This is a genomic window from Paracoccus marinaquae, assembly GCF_018860165.1.
Classification (GTDB): domain Bacteria; phylum Pseudomonadota; class Alphaproteobacteria; order Rhodobacterales; family Rhodobacteraceae; genus Paracoccus; species Paracoccus marinaquae.
Window position 1 is genome coordinate 58,021 of record NZ_JAHKNG010000011.1, and the last position, 16,621, is coordinate 74,641.

The window sequence follows — 16,621 nt, forward strand, 5'->3', positions numbered from 1 at the left end:
CGGAACGCCATGCCGGACACCCCTTTCGATCTGTCGCGACGCCGCCTCTGCGTCATCTTGAACCTCGGCTCGGGCCGCAAGGACGGCCGGGAATTCGCCGAGACACTCGGCAAGGCGCTGAAACCCCGATGTGCCGGGTTCGATCTGCGCCAGACCCCGCGCGGCAGCGATCTGGTCGAGATGGCGCAGCAGGCCGTGGCCGACGGCTTCGATATCATCGTGGCGGCCGGGGGCGACGGCACGCAATCGGCCATTGCCGGCGCGCTGACGGGAACCGAGGCGATCATGGGCATCCTTCCGGGCGGCACCTTCAACTATTTCGCCCGCGATCTGGGCGTTGGCGAAAGTCTGGAAGACGCGCTGGACACGATCCGCGAGGCGCGGGTCGAGCGGATCGACATCGGCCTGATCGAGAACCTTGTCTTTCTGAACAATGTCAGCCTGGGCGCCTATCCGCATATCCTGAAGACGCGTGAGACGATCTATCGCCGCTGGGGCCGCTCGCGCGTGGCGGCCTATTGGTCGGTGCTGGTGGCGCTGCGCCGTCTGCGGCGGCCGATGGTGCTGACCGCCCGGCTTGAAGGCGAGGCGCGGCAATTCACCACCGCGCTGCTGTTCGTGGCCCGCAGCGCTTATCAGCTTGAGAGTTTCGGGCTGGACGGGGTGGAGGCGGTCCGGAACGGTCAGTTCGCCGTCCTGATCGCAAGGGCGCGCAAACCCCTGCCGCTGTTGCGGTCGGCCCTGCGGCTGGCCTTCGGCTTTTCCGCGCAGGACAGTGACTTCGATCTGATCGTGACCGATGAGTTGACGATCGAGACGCCGAAGAAACGTCTGCTGATCGCGCATGACGGCGAAAAGACGGTGATGGCGTCGCCGCTGCATCTGCAGGTCCGGCAGGGCGCGCTGCAGGTGCTGCTGCCGGCCGACGGCACCAACAAGACGCGGGATGCCGGCGGGTGACCCGGATCGTTCACCTGTCGGACCTGCATTTCGGCCTGCATCGGGGCGATCTGGTCGGGGCGCTGCTGGACAGGATCAACCATGCGCGCGCCGATCTGGTGGTCGTGACGGGGGATCTGACCCATCGCGGTCGTCCGGGCCAGTTCCGGCAGGCGGCCGGGTTCCTGGCCCGGATCAACGCCCCGGTGATGGCGGTTCCCGGCAATCACGACGTGCCCCTCTACAATATCCCGCTGCGCTTTGCCTGGCCTTTCGCCGGCTTTAGCGAGGCGATCGGCGCCGATCTGGCGCCGACCCGTGCCGCGGGTACGGTGCGGGTCTTGGGGCTGAACAGCACCGATCCCTTCTCCTGGCAGCGCGGGGTGATCCGCCGGGGCGAGATCGACAGGCTGATCGGCGGCATTGATCCGCTGGCCACGAATATCCTTGCGCTGCACCACCCGTTGCAGCAACTGCCCGCGATCGACAAGGAACTTGCTACGCGCGCGCCCGAGGCGCTGCGGCGGCTTGGGGCCGCGGGCCTGCATGTCGTGCTGAGCGGCCATCTGCACCTGTGGGACTGCGGCGGGCTGCTGGCCTGCGGGCATCCGGGCGTGCTGCAGATTCAGGCGGGAACGGCACTCTGTTCGCGGCTCGGAGACCGCCAGAACGAATTCGCCGTGCTGGATTTCGCAGGCACGGGCCTGACGGTCGAGCGCCATGTCGCGCCGATGGCGCAGGAGGGTTTTCAGCCACCCGAGAGGCTGCATTTCCGGCGCGGCGGCGGGGTTTGGCAGGCTTTGGATCAGGGCCCGCCGGTGCCGATGCTGCCCGGCGCCACCGACACCGCCTTCAGGACCGCGTAAACCCGCATCCCGGGGGCCAGCCCCAGCCCCGCGGTTGAACGGGCGGTGATCCTCGCCAGGATGACCTCGTCGCCCGCCTCAAGCCGCACCAGAACGCCGCCTTCCCCGGGGGTCACATCGCGCACCGTCACCGGCAGCACGTTCAGCGCCGAGATGCCGGAGGGCCGCTGCAGCGCCAGCATCACGTCCTGCGCCAGTATCCGCAGCCGCAGATGGCTGCCCTCAGCGGCCGTGATCCGCGACAGCCAGACCGGCCCGGCGCCGGTCGCCAGACGGGTCAGGCCATCCTCCTCCTGGGCCTCGATCCGCGCGCTCAGGATCGCGCCGGCCTCGCGCAGCCCCAGCACCGGCGCGGTCGCGGGGTCGGACAGGATCGTCGCGGCCGGACCTGCGGCAAGCACCCGCCCGGCCTCGATCAGCACGATGGTTGTGGCCAGACGCGCGACCTCGGCCGCCGAGTGGCTGACATAGAGGATCGGCAACCCGGTTTCGTCGCGCAACCGTTCCAGATAGGGCAGAATCTCGGCCTTGCGGGCCTCGTCCAGCGCCGCCAGCGGCTCATCCATCAGCAGCAGGCGCGGATTCGACAGGATCGCCCGGCCAAGGGCGACGCGCTGCTTTTCGCCCCCCGACAGGGCGCCCGGTCGGCGGGCCAGAAGATCGCCGATGCCCAGCAGATCAACGATACGGGAAAACCTTGCCCCGTCCTTCATGCGCGCAAACCATCGCCCGTAGAGCAGGTTCTGGCGCACGGTCAGATGCGGAAACAGCCGCCCTTCCTGAAACACATAGCCGACGCCGCGCCGGTGCGGCGGCAGGAAACGGCCGCTGGCACTGTCCGACAGGATCAGCCCGTCGACCTCGATCCGGCCCTGATCGGGGCGCATCAGCCCGGCGACGGCGTTGACGATGGTGGTCTTGCCCGAGCCGGACTTGCCGAACAGGGCGGTGACGCCCGGCGGGGCCTCGAACCCGGCATCCAGAGCAAAGCCCGGAAATTCGTGGCGGATCGCAAGCTTCAGCATCAGGCGCCGGAAATCCTGCGCGCGACCGACCGGGCCAGCCATTCCGACAGGAACAGCGCCGCCATGGCCACCGCGACGGCGACCAGCACCAGCCGCGCGGCCGAGGATTCGCCGCCCGGCACCTGCAGGAAGGCATAGATGGCCGAGGGCAGGGTCTGGGTCTGGCCGGGAATGTTCGAGACGAAGGTGATGGTGGCGCCGAATTCGCCCATCGCCTTGGCGAAGGCCAGCACCATGCCGGCAAAGATCCCGGGCAGGATCAGTGGCAACGTGACTGTCGCGAACACCCACAGGCGCGAGGCGCCCAGCGTCGCGGCGGCCTGTTCAAGCTTCGGGTCCACGGCCTCGATCGACAGCCGGATGGCCCGGACCAGCAGCGGGAAGGCCATGATCCCGCAGGCCAGCGCGGCACCGGTCCAGCGGAAGGCGAAGACGATGCCGAACTGGTCGAGAAAGGCACCGATGGTGCCGCGCCGCCCGAAGCTCAGCAACAGCAGATAGCCGGTGACGACCGGCGGCAGCACCAGCGGCAGGTGGACGAGGCCGTTCAGCAGCCCATGCCCCGGAAAGCGCCAGCGCGCCAGGGCATAGGCAACAAGGACCCCAAAGGGCAGGCTGGCCAGAACCGCAACACTCGAAACACGCAGCGACAGAACGACGGCCTGCCATTCCTCGGGGGTCAGCCAGTCCGTCACTGCGTCTGGGTCAAGACCGTGAAGCCCTGCTTTTCGAACGAGGCCTTGGCGGCCTCGCCCGACAGGGCGTCATAGAACGCACGGTCGGCCGCGTCCGCGGCCACGGTCAGCAGGGCTGCCGGATAGATGATCGACGGATAGCTGTCCGCCGGAAATTCGCCCACCACGCTCACATTGTCGTCCGCTGCTGCATCGGTCGCATAGACGATGCCATAGGGCGCCTCGCCGGTCGAGACAAGCGCCAGCGCGGCGCGCACATTGTCGGATTGCGCGACCTCGGCCTGAACGCCCTCCCACAGGCCGAGGCTTTCCAGCGCGGCCTTGCCATATTGTCCGGCCGGGACGGAATCGACCATGGCCATGGCCAGCTTGCCGCCATCCAGCAGCGCGGTCAGGTCGGTATCGGCGCCGATCTCGACCGCTGCGGCATCCTTGCCATGCGCGATCAGGACCAGCGTGTTGCCCAGAAGGTCGCCGCGCGCGTCACCGGCCAGCAGCCCGGCCTTCGCCACCTCGTCCATCCACTGGACATTGGCGGATATGAACAGATCGGCCGGTGCGCCTTCAATGATCTGCTTGGCCAGCTGGCTGGACCCGGCATAGGAGACCGTGACTTCATTGCCGGTCTCGGCGCCGAAATCGGCGGCGATCTCGTCCAGCGCATTCTTCAGCGAGGCGGCGGCGAAGACCACGACTTCTTCGGCTGCGGCCTGCAAGGGCAGCGCGGTCGCCAGCAGAAGGGCGGGCAAGAGGGCGGAACGGGGAATATTCATCTGAAGCTCTCCGGTTTCGATATGTCAGATGGGACATAACACGATCGGATGCGGGTCCTGCAAGGGATATTTCTGTTGAGACATATCCTGCCGGGCCGGGCACTTTTCCGTTGAGTTCCGGGCCTCGCGGCCCTATATCAGCCGCAGTCAATCGGGCGACATGGTCAAAACAGGCCACGGGAATACGGGTCGGGCGTCATGCCGCGACCCTTTGTCGTTCCAGAAAGACACCTTACAGACCGGCGGAGCCAACCGTCTGGCCAGTGAAACAGACGTAAAGGAAACTGAATATATATGTGCGCTAAAGCGACCATGGAGGAATTCGAAGCCCTCCTGAACGAAAGCTTCGAGATCGACACCCCCGATGAGGGCAGCGTCGTCAAGGGCCGGGTCATCGCCATCGAGGCGGGTCAGGCCATCATCGATGTCGGCTACAAGATGGAAGGCCGCGTCGATCTGAAGGAATTCGCAAATCCCGGCGAAGAGGCCAAGCTGGCCATCGGCGACGAGGTCGAGGTTTATCTGGACCGCGTCGAGAACGCCCGCGGCGAAGCCTCGATCAGCCGCGAGAAGGCCCGCCGCGAAGAGGCCTGGGACCGTCTGGAAAAAGCCTATGCCGATGAAGAGCGCGTCGAAGGTGCCATCTTCGGCCGCGTCAAAGGTGGCTTCACCGTCGATCTGGGCGGCGCCGTGGCCTTCCTGCCCGGCAGCCAGGTCGATGTGCGCCCGGTGCGCGATGCCGGCCCGCTGATGGGCCTGAAGCAGCCCTTCCAGATCCTGAAGATGGACCGCCGCCGGGGCAATATCGTCGTCTCGCGCCGCGCCATTCTGGAAGAAAGCCGCGCCGAACAGCGCGCCGAGGTCATCGCCAACCTGACCGAAGGCCAGACCGTCAAGGGCGTGGTCAAGAACATCACCGAATACGGTGCCTTCGTCGATCTGGGCGGTGTGGACGGGCTTCTGCACGTCACCGACATGGCCTGGCGCCGCGTCAACCACCCGTCCGAGATCCTGTCGATCGGCGAAAGCGTCGATGTTCAGGTCATCAAGATCAACAAGGACAGCCACCGCATCAGCCTCGGCATGAAGCAGCTGCAGGCCGATCCGTGGGATACCGTCTCCGACAAGTTCCCGCTCGGCTCGGTCCATAATGGCCGCGTGACCAACATCACCGATTACGGCGCCTTCGTGGAGCTGGAAGCCGGCGTCGAGGGTCTGGTCCACGTCTCGGAAATGAGCTGGACCAAGAAGAACGTCCATCCGGGCAAGATCGTCTCGACCTCGCAGGAGGTGGACGTGATGGTGCTGGAAATCGACGAGGCCAAGCGCCGCGTTTCGCTGGGTCTCAAGCAGACCATGCGCAACCCGTGGGAAGTCTTTGCCGAGACCCATCCCTCGGGCACGGTCATCGAGGGCGAGGTCAAGAACATCACCGAATTCGGTCTGTTCATCGGTCTCGACGGCGATATCGACGGCATGGTGCACCTGTCGGACATCAGCTGGGATGCCCGGGGCGAGGATGCCATTCAGGACTTCCGCAAGGGCGACATGGTCAAGGCCGTGGTCCAGGACGTGGATGTCGAGAAAGAGCGTATCTCGCTGTCGATCAAGGCGCTGGAAAACGAGCATATGGCCGAAGCCGTTGACGGCGTGAAGCGCGGCTCGGTCGTCACCGCCCTGGTCACCGCGATCGAGGATGGCGGCGTCGAGGTGGAATATAACGGCGTCAAGTCGTTCATCCGCCGCTCGGACCTGGCCCGCGACCGTCAGGACCAGCGCCCCGAGCGCTTCCAGGTCGGCGACAAGATCGATGCGCGCGTGACCAATATCGACACCAAGACCCGCCGTCTTGGCCTGTCGATCAAGGCCCGCGAGATCGCCGAAGAGAAAGAGGCCGTCGAACAGTATGGCAGCTCGGATTCGGGCGCCTCGCTGGGCGATATCCTCGGCGCCGCGCTGAACCGCAACAACTGATCGCGGCTCGCCCGCAGCCTTCCGGCCCGCCCCTGTTTCACGGGGGCGGGCCTTTTTTCATGCGCCTGTCGTGGGTTGCGCCTTCGCTAGTGGCTTGCGCGCAACGCGCAAAGCTGGCATCGCTAGGAAACCGAAGGATTGATTGATGCGTTGCCCGATGGGCTGGACAGCAGCCGCAGCGGGGGCGACGGCCAAAGTTGACTGCCGCATTCAGAGGGGGGAAGGATGATCCGTTCCGAACTGATCCAGAAGATTGCCGATGAAAACCCGCATCTCTTCCGGCGCGATGTCGAGCGGATCGTGAACACCGTCTTCGAGGAAATCATCGACGCGATGGCACGTGGCGACCGGGTCGAGCTGCGTGGGTTCGGCGCCTTTTCCGTCAAGAAACGCGACGCGCGCACCGGCCGCAATCCGCGCACCGGCGACGCGGTCGATGTCGAGGAAAAGCATGTGCCCTTCTTCAAGACCGGCAAATTGCTGCGTGATCGGTTGAACGGCGAGGCCTGACTGTCTTAAACAGGGGCATGGCCGCCCGGCGAAGGGTCCGCGGCGGTCGCGTCAGTCAAGGATATCCCATGCGCTTTCTCCGTCTGCTGTTCGTTGCCGTCCTGGCCATCATCCTGATCGCCGTGGCGCTGGCCAATCGCGGGATCGTTACCCTGTCGGCCGTTCCGCCCAATTTCGCGCAGCATCTGGGTGGCCGCTGGTCGGTCGACCTGCCGCTGTTTCTGGTGATCTTCGTGGCCTTTGCCAGCGGCATGCTGGCCGGGCTGGTCTGGGAATGGCTGCGCGAGGCACATATCCGGCGCGAGGCACGGCAGCGCAGCCGCGACATTGCCCGCCTCGAAGGCGAGGTCGGGCAGTTGCGCGACCGTCACGCGGCCCCGCGTGACGAGATCCTCGCGATCGTCGATCAGCCGAAATCCCGCCCCGCCAGCCCGGCGACCGGCACGACACTGCCCGCGCCGCGCTGAGGGTGATCATGGCGCAGGTCAAGATCTGCGGGCTCAGCCAGCCCGCGCATGTCGCCGCGGCAGTCGAGGCCGGCGCGCGCTATCTGGGCTTTGTCTTCTTCGCGGAATCGCCGCGCGCGGTCACCCCCGGCAGGGCTCGGGCACTTGGCGCCGAGGTGCCGCCCGGCGTGGCGCGGGTCGGGCTGTTCGTCGATCCCGACGATGCGCTGCTGCAGGCGGTGCTGGCCGAGGCGCATCTCGACCTGATCCAGTTGCACGGCGCCGAAAGCCCCGGGCGGGTCGCGGACGTCAAGGCGCTGACCGGCCTGCCGGTGATGAAGGCCGTGGGCCTGTCCGCGCCGGAGGATCTGCCGGCGCTGACCGATTACGGCCTCGTGGCAGATCTTCTGCTGGTCGACGCCAAGCCGCCAAAGGATGCTGTTCTGCCCGGCGGCAACGGGCTGGCATTCGACTGGCGGCTGCTGACCGGGCGGCGCTGGCTGCGGCCCTGGCTCCTGGCGGGCGGGCTGACACCGGCCAATGTCGCCGAGGCGATCCGCCTGACCGGCGCCCGGGGCGTCGATGTCAGTTCGGGCGTCGAGACGGCGCCCGGCGTCAAGGACAGCGGCATGATCCGCGATTTCATCGCCGCCGCATCCTGAACCGCCGCCCCCCTTTGCCATGACCGCCGGTCCCCCGCCCCGTTTCCGATCCGCCAGCCGCGACGATGTTCCCGCGGTCATGGCGCTGCTGCGCGAGGACCTGCTGGGCGCGGTGCGCGAGGGGCATGATCCGGCAACCTATCTCGCCGCGTTCGACTCGATGCTGGCCGAGGGCAACAACCACCTGATCGTGGCCGATGGCGGCGACGGCATCATCGCCTGCTACCAGATCACCTTCATCTCGGGCCTGTCACTGTCGGCCACCCGCCGCGCCCAGATCGAGGGCGTCCGCGTCGCCCCCGCCCATCGCGGCCGCGGCATCGGCGAGGCGCTGATCCGCGACGCCGAGGCCCGTGCCCGCGCCGCCGGCTGCCGCTTGCTGCAGTTCACCACCAACAAGGCGCGCCGGGATGCGCATCGCTTCTATGACCGCGTGGGCTTCACCCCAAGCCATATCGGCTATAAGAAACCGCTCTAGGCTTCTTCTTCATTCAAATATCCGAATCCCAACCGCGAAGGCAGACCGATGGCCGATGATCTGGTGAACAGCTTCAAGCATGGCCCCGACGAACAGGGCCGTTTCGGCATCTATGGCGGCCGCTTCGTCAGCGAGACGCTGATGCCGCTGATCCTCGATCTCGAGGCCGAATACGAGCGCGCCAAGACCGACGCGGATTTCTGGGCCGAGATGGACGATCTCTGGACCCATTATGTCGGCCGTCCCTCGCCGCTCTATCATGCCGAGCGCCTGTCAGATCATCTGGGCGGCGCGAAGATCTACATGAAGCGGGATGAGCTGAACCATACCGGCGCGCACAAGATCAACAACGTGCTGGGCCAGATCCTGCTGGCGCGCCGCATGGGCAAGACCCGCATCATCGCCGAGACCGGCGCCGGCCAGCACGGGGTTGCCACCGCCACGGTCTGCGCCCGCTTCGGGCTGAAATGCGTGGTCTATATGGGCGCCCATGATGTCGAACGTCAGGCCCCGAACGTGTTCCGCATGCGCCTTCTGGGGGCCGAGGTCGTGCCTGTCACCTCGGGGCGCGGCACCCTGAAGGACGCGATGAACGACGCGCTGCGCGACTGGGTGACAAATGTGCGCGACACCTTCTACTGCATCGGCACCGTTGCCGGGCCGCATCCCTATCCGGCCATGGTCCGCGACTTCCAGTCGATCATCGGCAAGGAGGCGCGCGAGCAGATCATGGCCCGCGAGGGGCGCCTGCCCGACACCATCATCGCCGCAATCGGTGGCGGGTCGAACGCGATGGGTCTGTTCTTCCCCTTCCTCGACGACGCCTCCGTGCGCATCATCGGGGTCGAGGCGGGCGGCCGTGGCGTGGACGACCGGATGGAGCATTGCGCCTCGCTGCTGGGCGGGCGCGCGGGCGTGCTGCATGGCAACCGCACCTATCTGCTGCAGGATCAGGAGGGCCAGATCCTCGAGGGCCATTCGATCAGCGCCGGCCTCGACTATCCCGGCATCGGCCCCGAACATGCCTGGCTGAAGGATGTCGGCCGGGCCGAATATGTCGCCATCACCGATGCCGAGGCCCTGGGCGCGTTCCAGCTCTGCTGCCAGACCGAGGGCATCATTCCGGCGCTGGAACCCAGCCACGCGCTTGCGCATGTGATGAAGATCGCCCCCGACCTGCCCGCCGATCACCTGATCGTGATGAACATGTGCGGGCGTGGCGACAAGGACATCTTCGCGGTGGCCAAGCATCTGGGCGTCGACATCAAGGCCTGACGGCGTCGGCCGCTCAGGACCCGGTGTCGGGCCGGTCCTTCATGCAGATCAGCGTCTGCAGGCCGGTCGCCACATGCCTGCGGCTGCCACCGCTGACGCCCCAGACATCCAGCTGGCAGATGGTCAGGGTGCGGCCGGGTTTCACCACCCGGCCCGTCGCCTCCAGCCAGTCGCCCTGGGCGGGGTTGATCAGGTTCAGCTTGAACTCGACCGTCAGGACCGAACTGTTCTCGGGAAACAGCGTATAGGCCGCATAGCCGCCGGCGCTGTCGGCGATGGTCGCGCTGCCTCCGGCGTGGAAAAAACCGTGCTGCTGGGTCAGTTCCGGGCGGAATTTCATCTTCAGCGTCACCAGGCCCGCCCGCACCTCGGCCACTTCGACCCCCAGATGCGCCATCAGGCCCTGCCGCTCAAAGCTCTCCTGCATCCGCCGCACGATTGCCGCATCCAGGTTCGATCCGATTTCCATTGGGCAGTCCTCCGTTTTCGCCAGACTGGACGGCGATTGGCCCCGTCGACAAGCCCGATTGATCGATCGGACGCAGGGTCAGATCCGCAGCAGCGCCGCCCGGAAGCCGGGATCGGACAGCACCACCTCATGCGCGCCGATCCGGGCGGCATGGGCCAGCGCAAGCCCGGTCAGTTCCTGCGCCAGATCGACCGCATCAGTCAGGTCACGCCCGCGCCCCAGAGCCGCCGTCACCAGACCCGAGAACAGATCGCCGGTGCCGGGCAGGGCGACGGGCAGATGCGGCGTCGGGTGCCGGCTGGGGCCGTCAGGCGCGACGATGACGCTTTCCAGATGGTTCGCCGGCGTATCGGCCAGCACGCAGCCGGTCGCGATCAGCCGCCCGCCGGCGGCAAGGTGCAGGGCGCGCCCGGCCGCGACCACATCGTCCAGATCCGCAATCTCCTGCCCGGTCAGGTAGGCCAGTTCGAACGCATTGGGCGTCGCCAGATCGGCCAGCGGCAACATGCGGTCGCGGATGACATGGGCGATGGCCTCGGGCACATAGAGCCCCGGCTCGTGATCGCCCATCACCGGATCGCAGAGATAGCGCAGGCCCGGATTCGCCGCCTTGCAGCGGGCGATGAAATCTGCCGTCAGCTCCGCCACCTCGACCGAGCCGATATAGCCGGTGACCAGCCAAGCCGCGCGCCCGGGCAGGCCGCGTTCCTCGGCGCCCAGCAGCAGGTCCGCGAACAGATGCGGCGGCAGCGGCGCACCGCGCAGGGTCGGATAATGCGGCGTGTTCGAGAACAGCACGGTCGGGATCGCGGCCACTTCCAGCCCCACGGCCTGCATCGGAAACACGGCGGCCGAATTGCCGACATGGCCGAAGGTGACTTGGCTCTGGATCGAGATGACCAGTGGCGGCGGGGTATCACTGACGTTCATGCCGATCCCTCCAAACGCCGGTTCCAGTCCTCGACCCGGCCGCTGTCAAGCCGGCGCTGCGCGTATCGGCGCCAGCCCTCGGCCAGAACCCCCAGCCCGGCGATCCCGGTCAGGGCATCGCGGTTCAGCCGGTCTACATACATGACATGCCATAACCGCTGTACCGTCCAGTCGGGCGCCAGCCGGTCGATCAACTCGAGGCGGTCGCCCGGCGTCACCCGGCCCGGCTGCAACACGCGGTAATACCAGCCGGTGCGGCCGCTGTTCTGTACCCTTCGCGCCATGTCGGGCATGCCGAAACGCAGGTTCAGCTTCCAGCAGGGCTGGCGGCCCTGCGACACCTGCAGCAAGGCATCGCCCAGCCGGAAGATGTCGCCCACCGCGATATCGGCCTCGGTCAGCCCCTCGCTGGACAGGTTCTCGCCAAAGGCGCCCGCGCGGGCAAGCGCGGGTTGCGGGCCGATCTCGGCCAGCCAGCCGGCATAGTGGTCGCGGGCGTAGTGATGCACCGCCTTTTCCGGGCCACCATGGACGCGCCGGTCGGCCTGCTGGTCGCCCTCGAACCCCTCGGCCCCCAGCCAGAGCGGGCCGGCAACCGGGGTCTTGGCGATTCCCGACGGGGTATCGCTGCCGGGCAGGGGCGCGACGGGGCCGGTCAGCAGGGTCGGGGTGACGGTCATGGCTCGGGGCCTGTTCAGGAAAAGCGCGCGGGCCGTCACGGCCCCCGCGATCCGTTCTTCCGCGCGGGCGGGCTCAGCGCCGGGGGCTGCGCAGGCGCAGGGCGCCCTCGATTGCCAGGGTGGCGATGGCGACCTTGACCAGATCACCCAGGATGAACGGGGTGAAACCGGCGGCCAGCAGCCTGTCGGCGGGGACAAAGGCCGACAGCCAGGCGAGGCCCAGCAGATAGGTCACGGCAAGGCCGGCCAGCATCGCCAGGGTCCGGCCGGCAATGCCGCGCCCCTGTGCCAGCCAGCCCGTCACCGCCATGGCCAGCAGCATGCCGATCAGGAAGCCGCCGGTCGGACCGGCCATATAGGCGAGGCCGATGCCGCGTTCGGGCGAGCCGGCGAAAACCGGCAGCCCGGCCGCGCCGGCGCCCAGATAGGCCAGCATCGCGGCGAGGCCAAGGCGCGGACCCAGAACCACGGCGATCGCCAGAACGGCCATCGTCTGCAGCGTCATCGGAACAGGCCAGAACGGAACCTGGGTCTTGGCGCTGAGCGTGATCAGCGCCGCGGCGGCAAGGGTCAGGCCGACGGTGCGGGCCGGGCTGGCGCCAAGCGCCGGGTTCGTTGCAAGTTGCATGGGCTGTCCTTTCCGGTGGATCGTCTTACCCTGTCGATAGGACCGGCATGTCGCAACGTCAATATTGGCCTTGCGGAACGCGCCGCGGGCGAAGGGGCGGGGTCCGCTCAGGACGCCGCATCATAGGCCGCGACGATGCGGTCTGCGCGTTCTGCGATGGCGGCGATGCCAAGGCCGGGCTGATAGATCGCGGTTCCCATCCCGAAGCCCGCGGCCCCGGCCTGCCGCCATGCGGCGAAATCATCCGGGCCGACACCGCCCACCGCATAGATGGGCACCTCGGGCGGCAGGACCGCGCGCATCGCCGACATGCCGGAAACGCCGATCAGACTGGCCGGGAACAGTTTCAGCCCGTCCGCCCCGGCCCGCAGCGCCGCGAAGCACTCGGTCGGGGTCAGGCAGCCGGGATAGGACAGAAGGCCCGCCGCCTTGGTGGCGCGGATGACCTCGGGATTGCAATCGGGCGAGACGACCAGATGCGCGCCCATGCCGGCCAGCCGTTCCACCTCGGCCACCTGCAGGACGGTGCCGGCGCCGATCTGCGCGCGCCCTTTTGCGGCGGCCAGCATCGCCGCGATGCTGTCGAAGGGGCGCGGAGAGTTCAGCGGCACCTCGATCCGGGTGATTCCGGCGGCGATCAGGGCTTCGGCGACGGGGACAGCCTCCTCGGAGGTGATGCCGCGCAGGATGGCGATGATGTTGCGGTCGGTCACAGTTGTCCTTTCAATGCGTCATGGGCGGCGGCAAGACCCGCCAGCGTCATTGCCTCGGCATCGGTGCGGCGCGGGCTCAGCCCCTGCGCCGCCAGCCCGGTCGCATAGGCATCGGCCAGTCCGCCCGCGCCGATGATCGCCACCTCCTGGCCCAGCCAGTAGGGCCGCGCGCCAGCCAGTTCGATGCCGATCAGCAGCCCCGACAGCCTTGCCCGCGCGGTCACCGGGTCAAGCCCCTGCAGCAGCGATTCGGCCCGCAGGGAGAACAGATCCGTCGCCACCGTCGCCGGCCGGGCCATGGCCTGATCGAGGGCGGCCGAAAAGGCCGCTTGGTCCTCGCCTGTCGTCGCCACCGAATGGCGCAGCACCGATGCGGTGGAGAGCAGTGCGAACAGCTCTCCGGTCATGAAGCTGCGAAAGCTGACCACCTCGCCGGCGCTGACATGGGCCCATTTGCAATGCGTTCCGGGCAGGCACAGCACGCCGTCGAAACCGGGATTGGCGGCCAGATAGCCCGCGATCTGGGTTTCCTCGCCGCGCATCACATCGGCCGGGCGGGCCTGCGACAGGCCGGGCAGGATGGCGACCGCAAGGCGCGGGTCCGAGGTGCGGGGCCGGGCGGCCCGGTCCCAGGTGCCGGGCAGGCAGGGCACGGCGGCATAGGGCGCCTCGGCCCAGCCCTGCCGCGCCCCGGCCATGCCGCAGCAGATCACCGGGACGCGGCGCCCGGCGGGCAGGCGATCCCCCACCAGCGCCAGCAGCGTCGCTTCGAATTCGTCGGGTTTCAGCTTCGACATGCCGCGGTCGCTGTGCCGCCGGTCCAGCACCTGCCCGCCGTCGCCCATCAGCCACAGGCGCAGATGCGATGTGCCCCAATCGACGGCAATCCAGTCGATCCTGCCGCTTGTCACCCTGCGCCCTCCGTCTGTTCCCGTGTTCGATCAGCGGGCACTCTCGACAAGCCGTTAGCGCCTGTCAAGACGGCGGATCATGGCAGCAGCGCCAGCCACATCCAGACCGTAAAGACCGACGCGGCGGTGGCGATCAGCACCGAGGATGCCGCCACCCGCCGGGCGGCGCCGTAGATATTGGCAAAGAGATAGGCGTTGACCCCGGGCGCCATAGCCGCCGTCATCACCGAGGATCGCATCCCCGCGGTATCGAGACCCAGCAGATGCCCCAGCCCGAAGGCGATGCCCGGATGTACCAGCAGCGAGCAGGCGCAGCACATGGCGATGGTGGCCATGTCACCCTCGGGGCGATAGCGGTGCAGCACGCCGCCCAGCCCGAACAGGGCGGCGGGCAGCGCCGCGCGCGCGATCATGTCGACGGCGCCCCAGAACCCTTCCGGCATGACCAGTCCGGCCTGAATCAGCAGGTTCATCGCCAGCCCGCAGGCGATACCGATGACCAGCGGCGTGCGCAGCACCCCCGAAAGCGCCCGCATCGCGACGCCGCCCACCGACAGGCCGGTGCCGCGGGCGCGGGTGAACTCCATCAGCGTGATCCCGAAGGTATAGAGCAGCGGCGAGTGCAGGGCGATGATCGCCCAGTTGCCGTCCAGCGATTCGGGGCCGAAGGCGCGCTGCGTGATCGGGATGCCCAGCAGCAGGCTGTTCGAGAACAGGCAGACGAATCCGATCGCGACGCAATCGGCGGGGTTGCGCCCGAACAGGTATTTCGCCCCGGCCCAGCCCGCCGCAAAGCTGACCATCGCCCCGGCATAGAACGAGATCAGCAGCGGCGCGCGGAACTCGTTGCCCAGATCCAGCCGCGCCATCGAGACGAACAGCAGGGTCGGGACGGCGAAGTTCTGGGCGAAACGCATCAGCCCGTCCACCGCCGATTCCGAGAACCAGCCGCGCCAGCTGACCAGATAGCCAAAGCCGATCACCAGAAAGACCGGCAGGATGATGGTGAAAAGTGCGCTCACAGCGCGGCCTCCAGAGGCAGGGCGGGGGTGTCGGCCGACACTTCGATGACCATGCCGTCATGTGCCGGGACGATATGATCCGGCGTGTGCGACATGACCTCGGCGTAATCCATGTCGATATGCATGTTGGTCAGCACGCCACGCGCGGTTCGGGCGCGGGCCAGCCATTCCAGTGCCTGCGCCATATGGGCGTGGCTGGGATGCGGCTCGGGGCGCAGCGCGTCGCAGACAAAGACCTCGGCCCCCTCGATCAGCGGCCAGGCCGCATCGGGGATCTCCGACACGTCGGGCAGATAGACCAGCCCGCCGATGCGGAAGCCCAGGGCGTCGATCTCGCCATGTTCGACCTGGAAGGGATGGAAGGTGATCGGCCCGCCGGGGCCGTCGATGGTGACCGCGCCCTCGATCAGGTTCAGGTCGCAGATCGGGGGATAATAGCTGCCGGCCGGGGTCTCGAAGACGTAGCGGAAGCGTTTCAGCAGCGCCAGGGTCGTTGCCGCATCCGCCCAGACCGGCATGCGGCGGCGGGCGTTGTAGACCAGTTGCCGCAGGTCGTCGATGCCGTGGACATGATCGGCATGGGCATGGGTATAGATGACCGCGTCCAGCGTACTGACGCCCGTATCCAGAAGTTGCGGCACCATGTCGGGGCCGGTGTCGATCAGCACCTGCGTCGTGCCCTCGGGGCTGGGGCGCTCGACCAGCAGCGAACAGCGGCGACGGCGGTTCCTGGGGTTTTGGGGGTCGCAGGCGCCCCAGCGGTTCCCGATCCTCGGCACCCCGCCCGACGAGCCGCAGCCGAGGATGGTGGCCCGGATCATGCCGCGCCCCCGGCGGCCTTCCAGAACAGCCGGTCGAAATTCGCGGTCGTCTGCCGGGCGAACTCGGCATAGTCCATGCCGAAGATCCGGGCGCCGACGGCGGCGGTCCTGGCCACATAGGCGGGCTCGTTGCGCCTGCCGCGATGCGGCGGCGGGGCGAGATAGGGGCTGTCGGTCTCGACCAGGATGCGTTCGACCGGGGCGGCGGCGAAAATCTCGCGCAGGTCCGTCGATCGCGGGAAGGCGGCGATGCCCGACATGGACAGGTAGAAGCCCAGATCCAGCGCCGCGCGGGCCAGCCCCGCGCCCGAACTGAAGCAATGCATCACGCAGGCATAGGCGCCCGCCCGGTATTCCTCGGTCAGGATGCGGGCCATGTCGTCATCGGCGTCGCGGGCATGGATGATCAGCGGCAGGCGGGTGCGGCGCGCGGCCTCGATATGGATGCGCAGGCTTTCGGCCTGCGCCGCGGCGCTGTCGGCGGTATAGTGATAGTCCAGCCCGGTTTCGCCGATGCCGACGAATTTCGGGTGGTCGGCCAGCCGCGTCAGTTCCTCGACCGTCGCCATCGGTTCCTCGGCCACGCTCATCGGATGGGTGCCGGCGGCATAGAACAGACCCTCATGCGCCTCGGCCAGCGCGCGGATCTGCGGCTCGTGCCGCAGCCGGGTGCAGATGGTCACCATCCGGCCCACGCCCGCGGCGCGGGCGCGCTCGATCAGGGCCGCGTGTTCGCCATCGAAATCGGAGAAGTCCAGATGGCAATGGCTGTCGACAATCGGCGGGGGGGCCGCTTGGGTCATG

Annotated in this window: 20 protein-coding genes; 8 read left to right on the plus strand and 12 right to left on the minus strand. The window is 67.7% G+C overall.

Going from position 1 to position 16,621, the window contains the following annotated elements; all coding sequences use genetic code 11:
- The first annotated feature begins 9 nt into the window (after positions 1 to 9).
- Together KNW02_RS08435 and KNW02_RS08440 are read left to right on the plus strand one after the other, a co-directional pair.
- A complete protein-coding gene (locus KNW02_RS08435; RefSeq protein ID WP_252733569.1) occupies positions 10 to 960 on the plus strand; it encodes a diacylglycerol/lipid kinase family protein in 951 nt (316 codons plus the stop codon).
- On the plus strand, positions 957 to 1,805 hold the full coding sequence (locus KNW02_RS08440) for a metallophosphoesterase family protein (protein ID WP_216032827.1): 849 nt from the start codon (positions 957 to 959) through the stop codon (positions 1,803 to 1,805). Before KNW02_RS08435 ends, KNW02_RS08440 begins: the two co-directional genes overlap by 4 nt.
- Here the strand turns inward: KNW02_RS08440 and modC are convergent.
- From modC to modA, 3 genes are read right to left on the minus strand one after another with little or no spacing between them, the layout of a single operon-like run.
- Complete coding sequence (modC, locus tag KNW02_RS08445) at positions 1,745 to 2,833, minus strand: molybdenum ABC transporter ATP-binding protein (protein WP_216032877.1); 1,089 nt, start codon at positions 2,831 to 2,833, stop codon at positions 1,745 to 1,747. The genes KNW02_RS08440 and modC overlap by 61 nt on opposite strands.
- A complete protein-coding gene (gene modB, locus KNW02_RS08450; RefSeq protein WP_216032828.1) occupies positions 2,830 to 3,525 on the minus strand; it encodes a molybdate ABC transporter permease subunit in 696 nt (231 codons plus the stop codon). The genes modC and modB overlap by 4 nt, the downstream gene beginning before the upstream one ends.
- Positions 3,522 to 4,298 carry a molybdate ABC transporter substrate-binding protein gene (gene modA, locus KNW02_RS08455; protein WP_216032829.1) on the minus strand — a complete coding sequence of 259 codons (777 nt, stop codon included), beginning with the start codon at positions 4,296 to 4,298 and terminating at the stop codon, positions 3,522 to 3,524. Before modA ends, modB begins: the two co-directional genes overlap by 4 nt.
- Before the next feature lie 294 nt (positions 4,299 to 4,592).
- Between modA and rpsA the strand changes: the two genes are divergently transcribed.
- The 6 genes from rpsA to trpB all read left to right on the plus strand — a co-directional run bounded on the left by rpsA (position 4,593) and on the right by trpB (position 9,643).
- A complete protein-coding gene (gene rpsA, locus KNW02_RS08460) occupies positions 4,593 to 6,272 on the plus strand; it encodes a 30S ribosomal protein S1 (protein ID WP_216032830.1) in 1,680 nt (559 codons plus the stop codon).
- A 225-nt stretch (positions 6,273 to 6,497) separates the two neighbouring features.
- Entirely contained in the window at positions 6,498 to 6,782 is a 285-nt protein-coding gene (ihfB, locus tag KNW02_RS08465; RefSeq protein WP_216032831.1) for an integration host factor subunit beta, read from the plus strand.
- 68 nt (positions 6,783 to 6,850) lie between these two features.
- Positions 6,851 to 7,249: a LapA family protein gene (locus tag KNW02_RS08470; RefSeq protein ID WP_216032832.1), complete on the plus strand. Its 399-nt coding sequence runs from the start codon at positions 6,851 to 6,853 to the stop codon at positions 7,247 to 7,249.
- A gap of 5 nt (positions 7,250 to 7,254) precedes the next feature.
- A complete protein-coding gene (locus KNW02_RS08475; RefSeq protein WP_431356750.1) occupies positions 7,255 to 7,890 on the plus strand; it encodes a phosphoribosylanthranilate isomerase in 636 nt (211 codons plus the stop codon).
- Positions 7,891 to 7,909: 19 nt separating this feature from the next.
- A complete protein-coding gene (locus KNW02_RS08480) occupies positions 7,910 to 8,368 on the plus strand; it encodes a GNAT family N-acetyltransferase (protein WP_216032834.1) in 459 nt (152 codons plus the stop codon).
- A gap of 48 nt (positions 8,369 to 8,416) precedes the next feature.
- Entirely contained in the window at positions 8,417 to 9,643 is a 1,227-nt protein-coding gene (gene trpB / locus KNW02_RS08485; RefSeq protein WP_216032835.1) for a tryptophan synthase subunit beta, read from the plus strand.
- A 13-nt stretch (positions 9,644 to 9,656) separates the two neighbouring features.
- Here the strand turns inward: trpB and KNW02_RS08490 are convergent, their stop codons facing one another.
- From KNW02_RS08490 to KNW02_RS08530, 9 genes are all read right to left on the minus strand, one after another.
- Complete coding sequence (locus KNW02_RS08490) at positions 9,657 to 10,112, minus strand: PaaI family thioesterase (RefSeq protein WP_252733571.1); 456 nt, start codon at positions 10,110 to 10,112, stop codon at positions 9,657 to 9,659.
- A gap of 78 nt (positions 10,113 to 10,190) precedes the next feature.
- A complete protein-coding gene (gene pdxY, locus KNW02_RS08495) occupies positions 10,191 to 11,042 on the minus strand; it encodes a pyridoxal kinase (RefSeq protein ID WP_216032836.1) in 852 nt (283 codons plus the stop codon).
- Complete coding sequence (locus tag KNW02_RS08500; RefSeq protein ID WP_216032837.1) at positions 11,039 to 11,722, minus strand: MOSC domain-containing protein; 684 nt, start codon at positions 11,720 to 11,722, stop codon at positions 11,039 to 11,041. The genes pdxY and KNW02_RS08500 overlap by 4 nt, the downstream gene beginning before the upstream one ends.
- Positions 11,723 to 11,795: 73 nt before the next feature.
- Positions 11,796 to 12,350, minus strand: a complete 555-nt coding sequence (locus KNW02_RS08505) for a biotin transporter BioY (RefSeq protein WP_216032838.1) — start codon at positions 12,348 to 12,350, stop codon at positions 11,796 to 11,798.
- Between the two features lie 107 nt (positions 12,351 to 12,457).
- On the minus strand, positions 12,458 to 13,063 hold the full coding sequence (locus KNW02_RS08510; protein ID WP_216032839.1) for a 2-dehydro-3-deoxy-6-phosphogalactonate aldolase: 606 nt from the start codon (positions 13,061 to 13,063) through the stop codon (positions 12,458 to 12,460).
- Positions 13,060 to 13,974 (minus strand): 2-dehydro-3-deoxygalactonokinase, encoded by a 915-nt coding sequence (locus tag KNW02_RS08515; protein WP_216032840.1) that lies wholly within the window; start codon positions 13,972 to 13,974, stop codon positions 13,060 to 13,062. Before KNW02_RS08515 ends, KNW02_RS08510 begins: the two co-directional genes overlap by 4 nt.
- Before the next feature lie 77 nt (positions 13,975 to 14,051).
- Positions 14,052 to 14,996, minus strand: coding sequence for an AEC family transporter (locus KNW02_RS08520; protein WP_216032841.1), 945 nt, complete (start codon positions 14,994 to 14,996; stop codon positions 14,052 to 14,054).
- Complete coding sequence (locus KNW02_RS08525) at positions 14,993 to 15,817, minus strand: MBL fold metallo-hydrolase (protein WP_216032842.1); 825 nt, start codon at positions 15,815 to 15,817, stop codon at positions 14,993 to 14,995. The genes KNW02_RS08520 and KNW02_RS08525 overlap by 4 nt, the downstream gene beginning before the upstream one ends.
- Positions 15,814 to 16,620, minus strand: a complete 807-nt coding sequence (locus KNW02_RS08530; protein WP_216032843.1) for a TatD family hydrolase — start codon at positions 16,618 to 16,620, stop codon at positions 15,814 to 15,816. Before KNW02_RS08530 ends, KNW02_RS08525 begins: the two co-directional genes overlap by 4 nt.
- Position 16,621 lies beyond the last annotated feature (1 nt).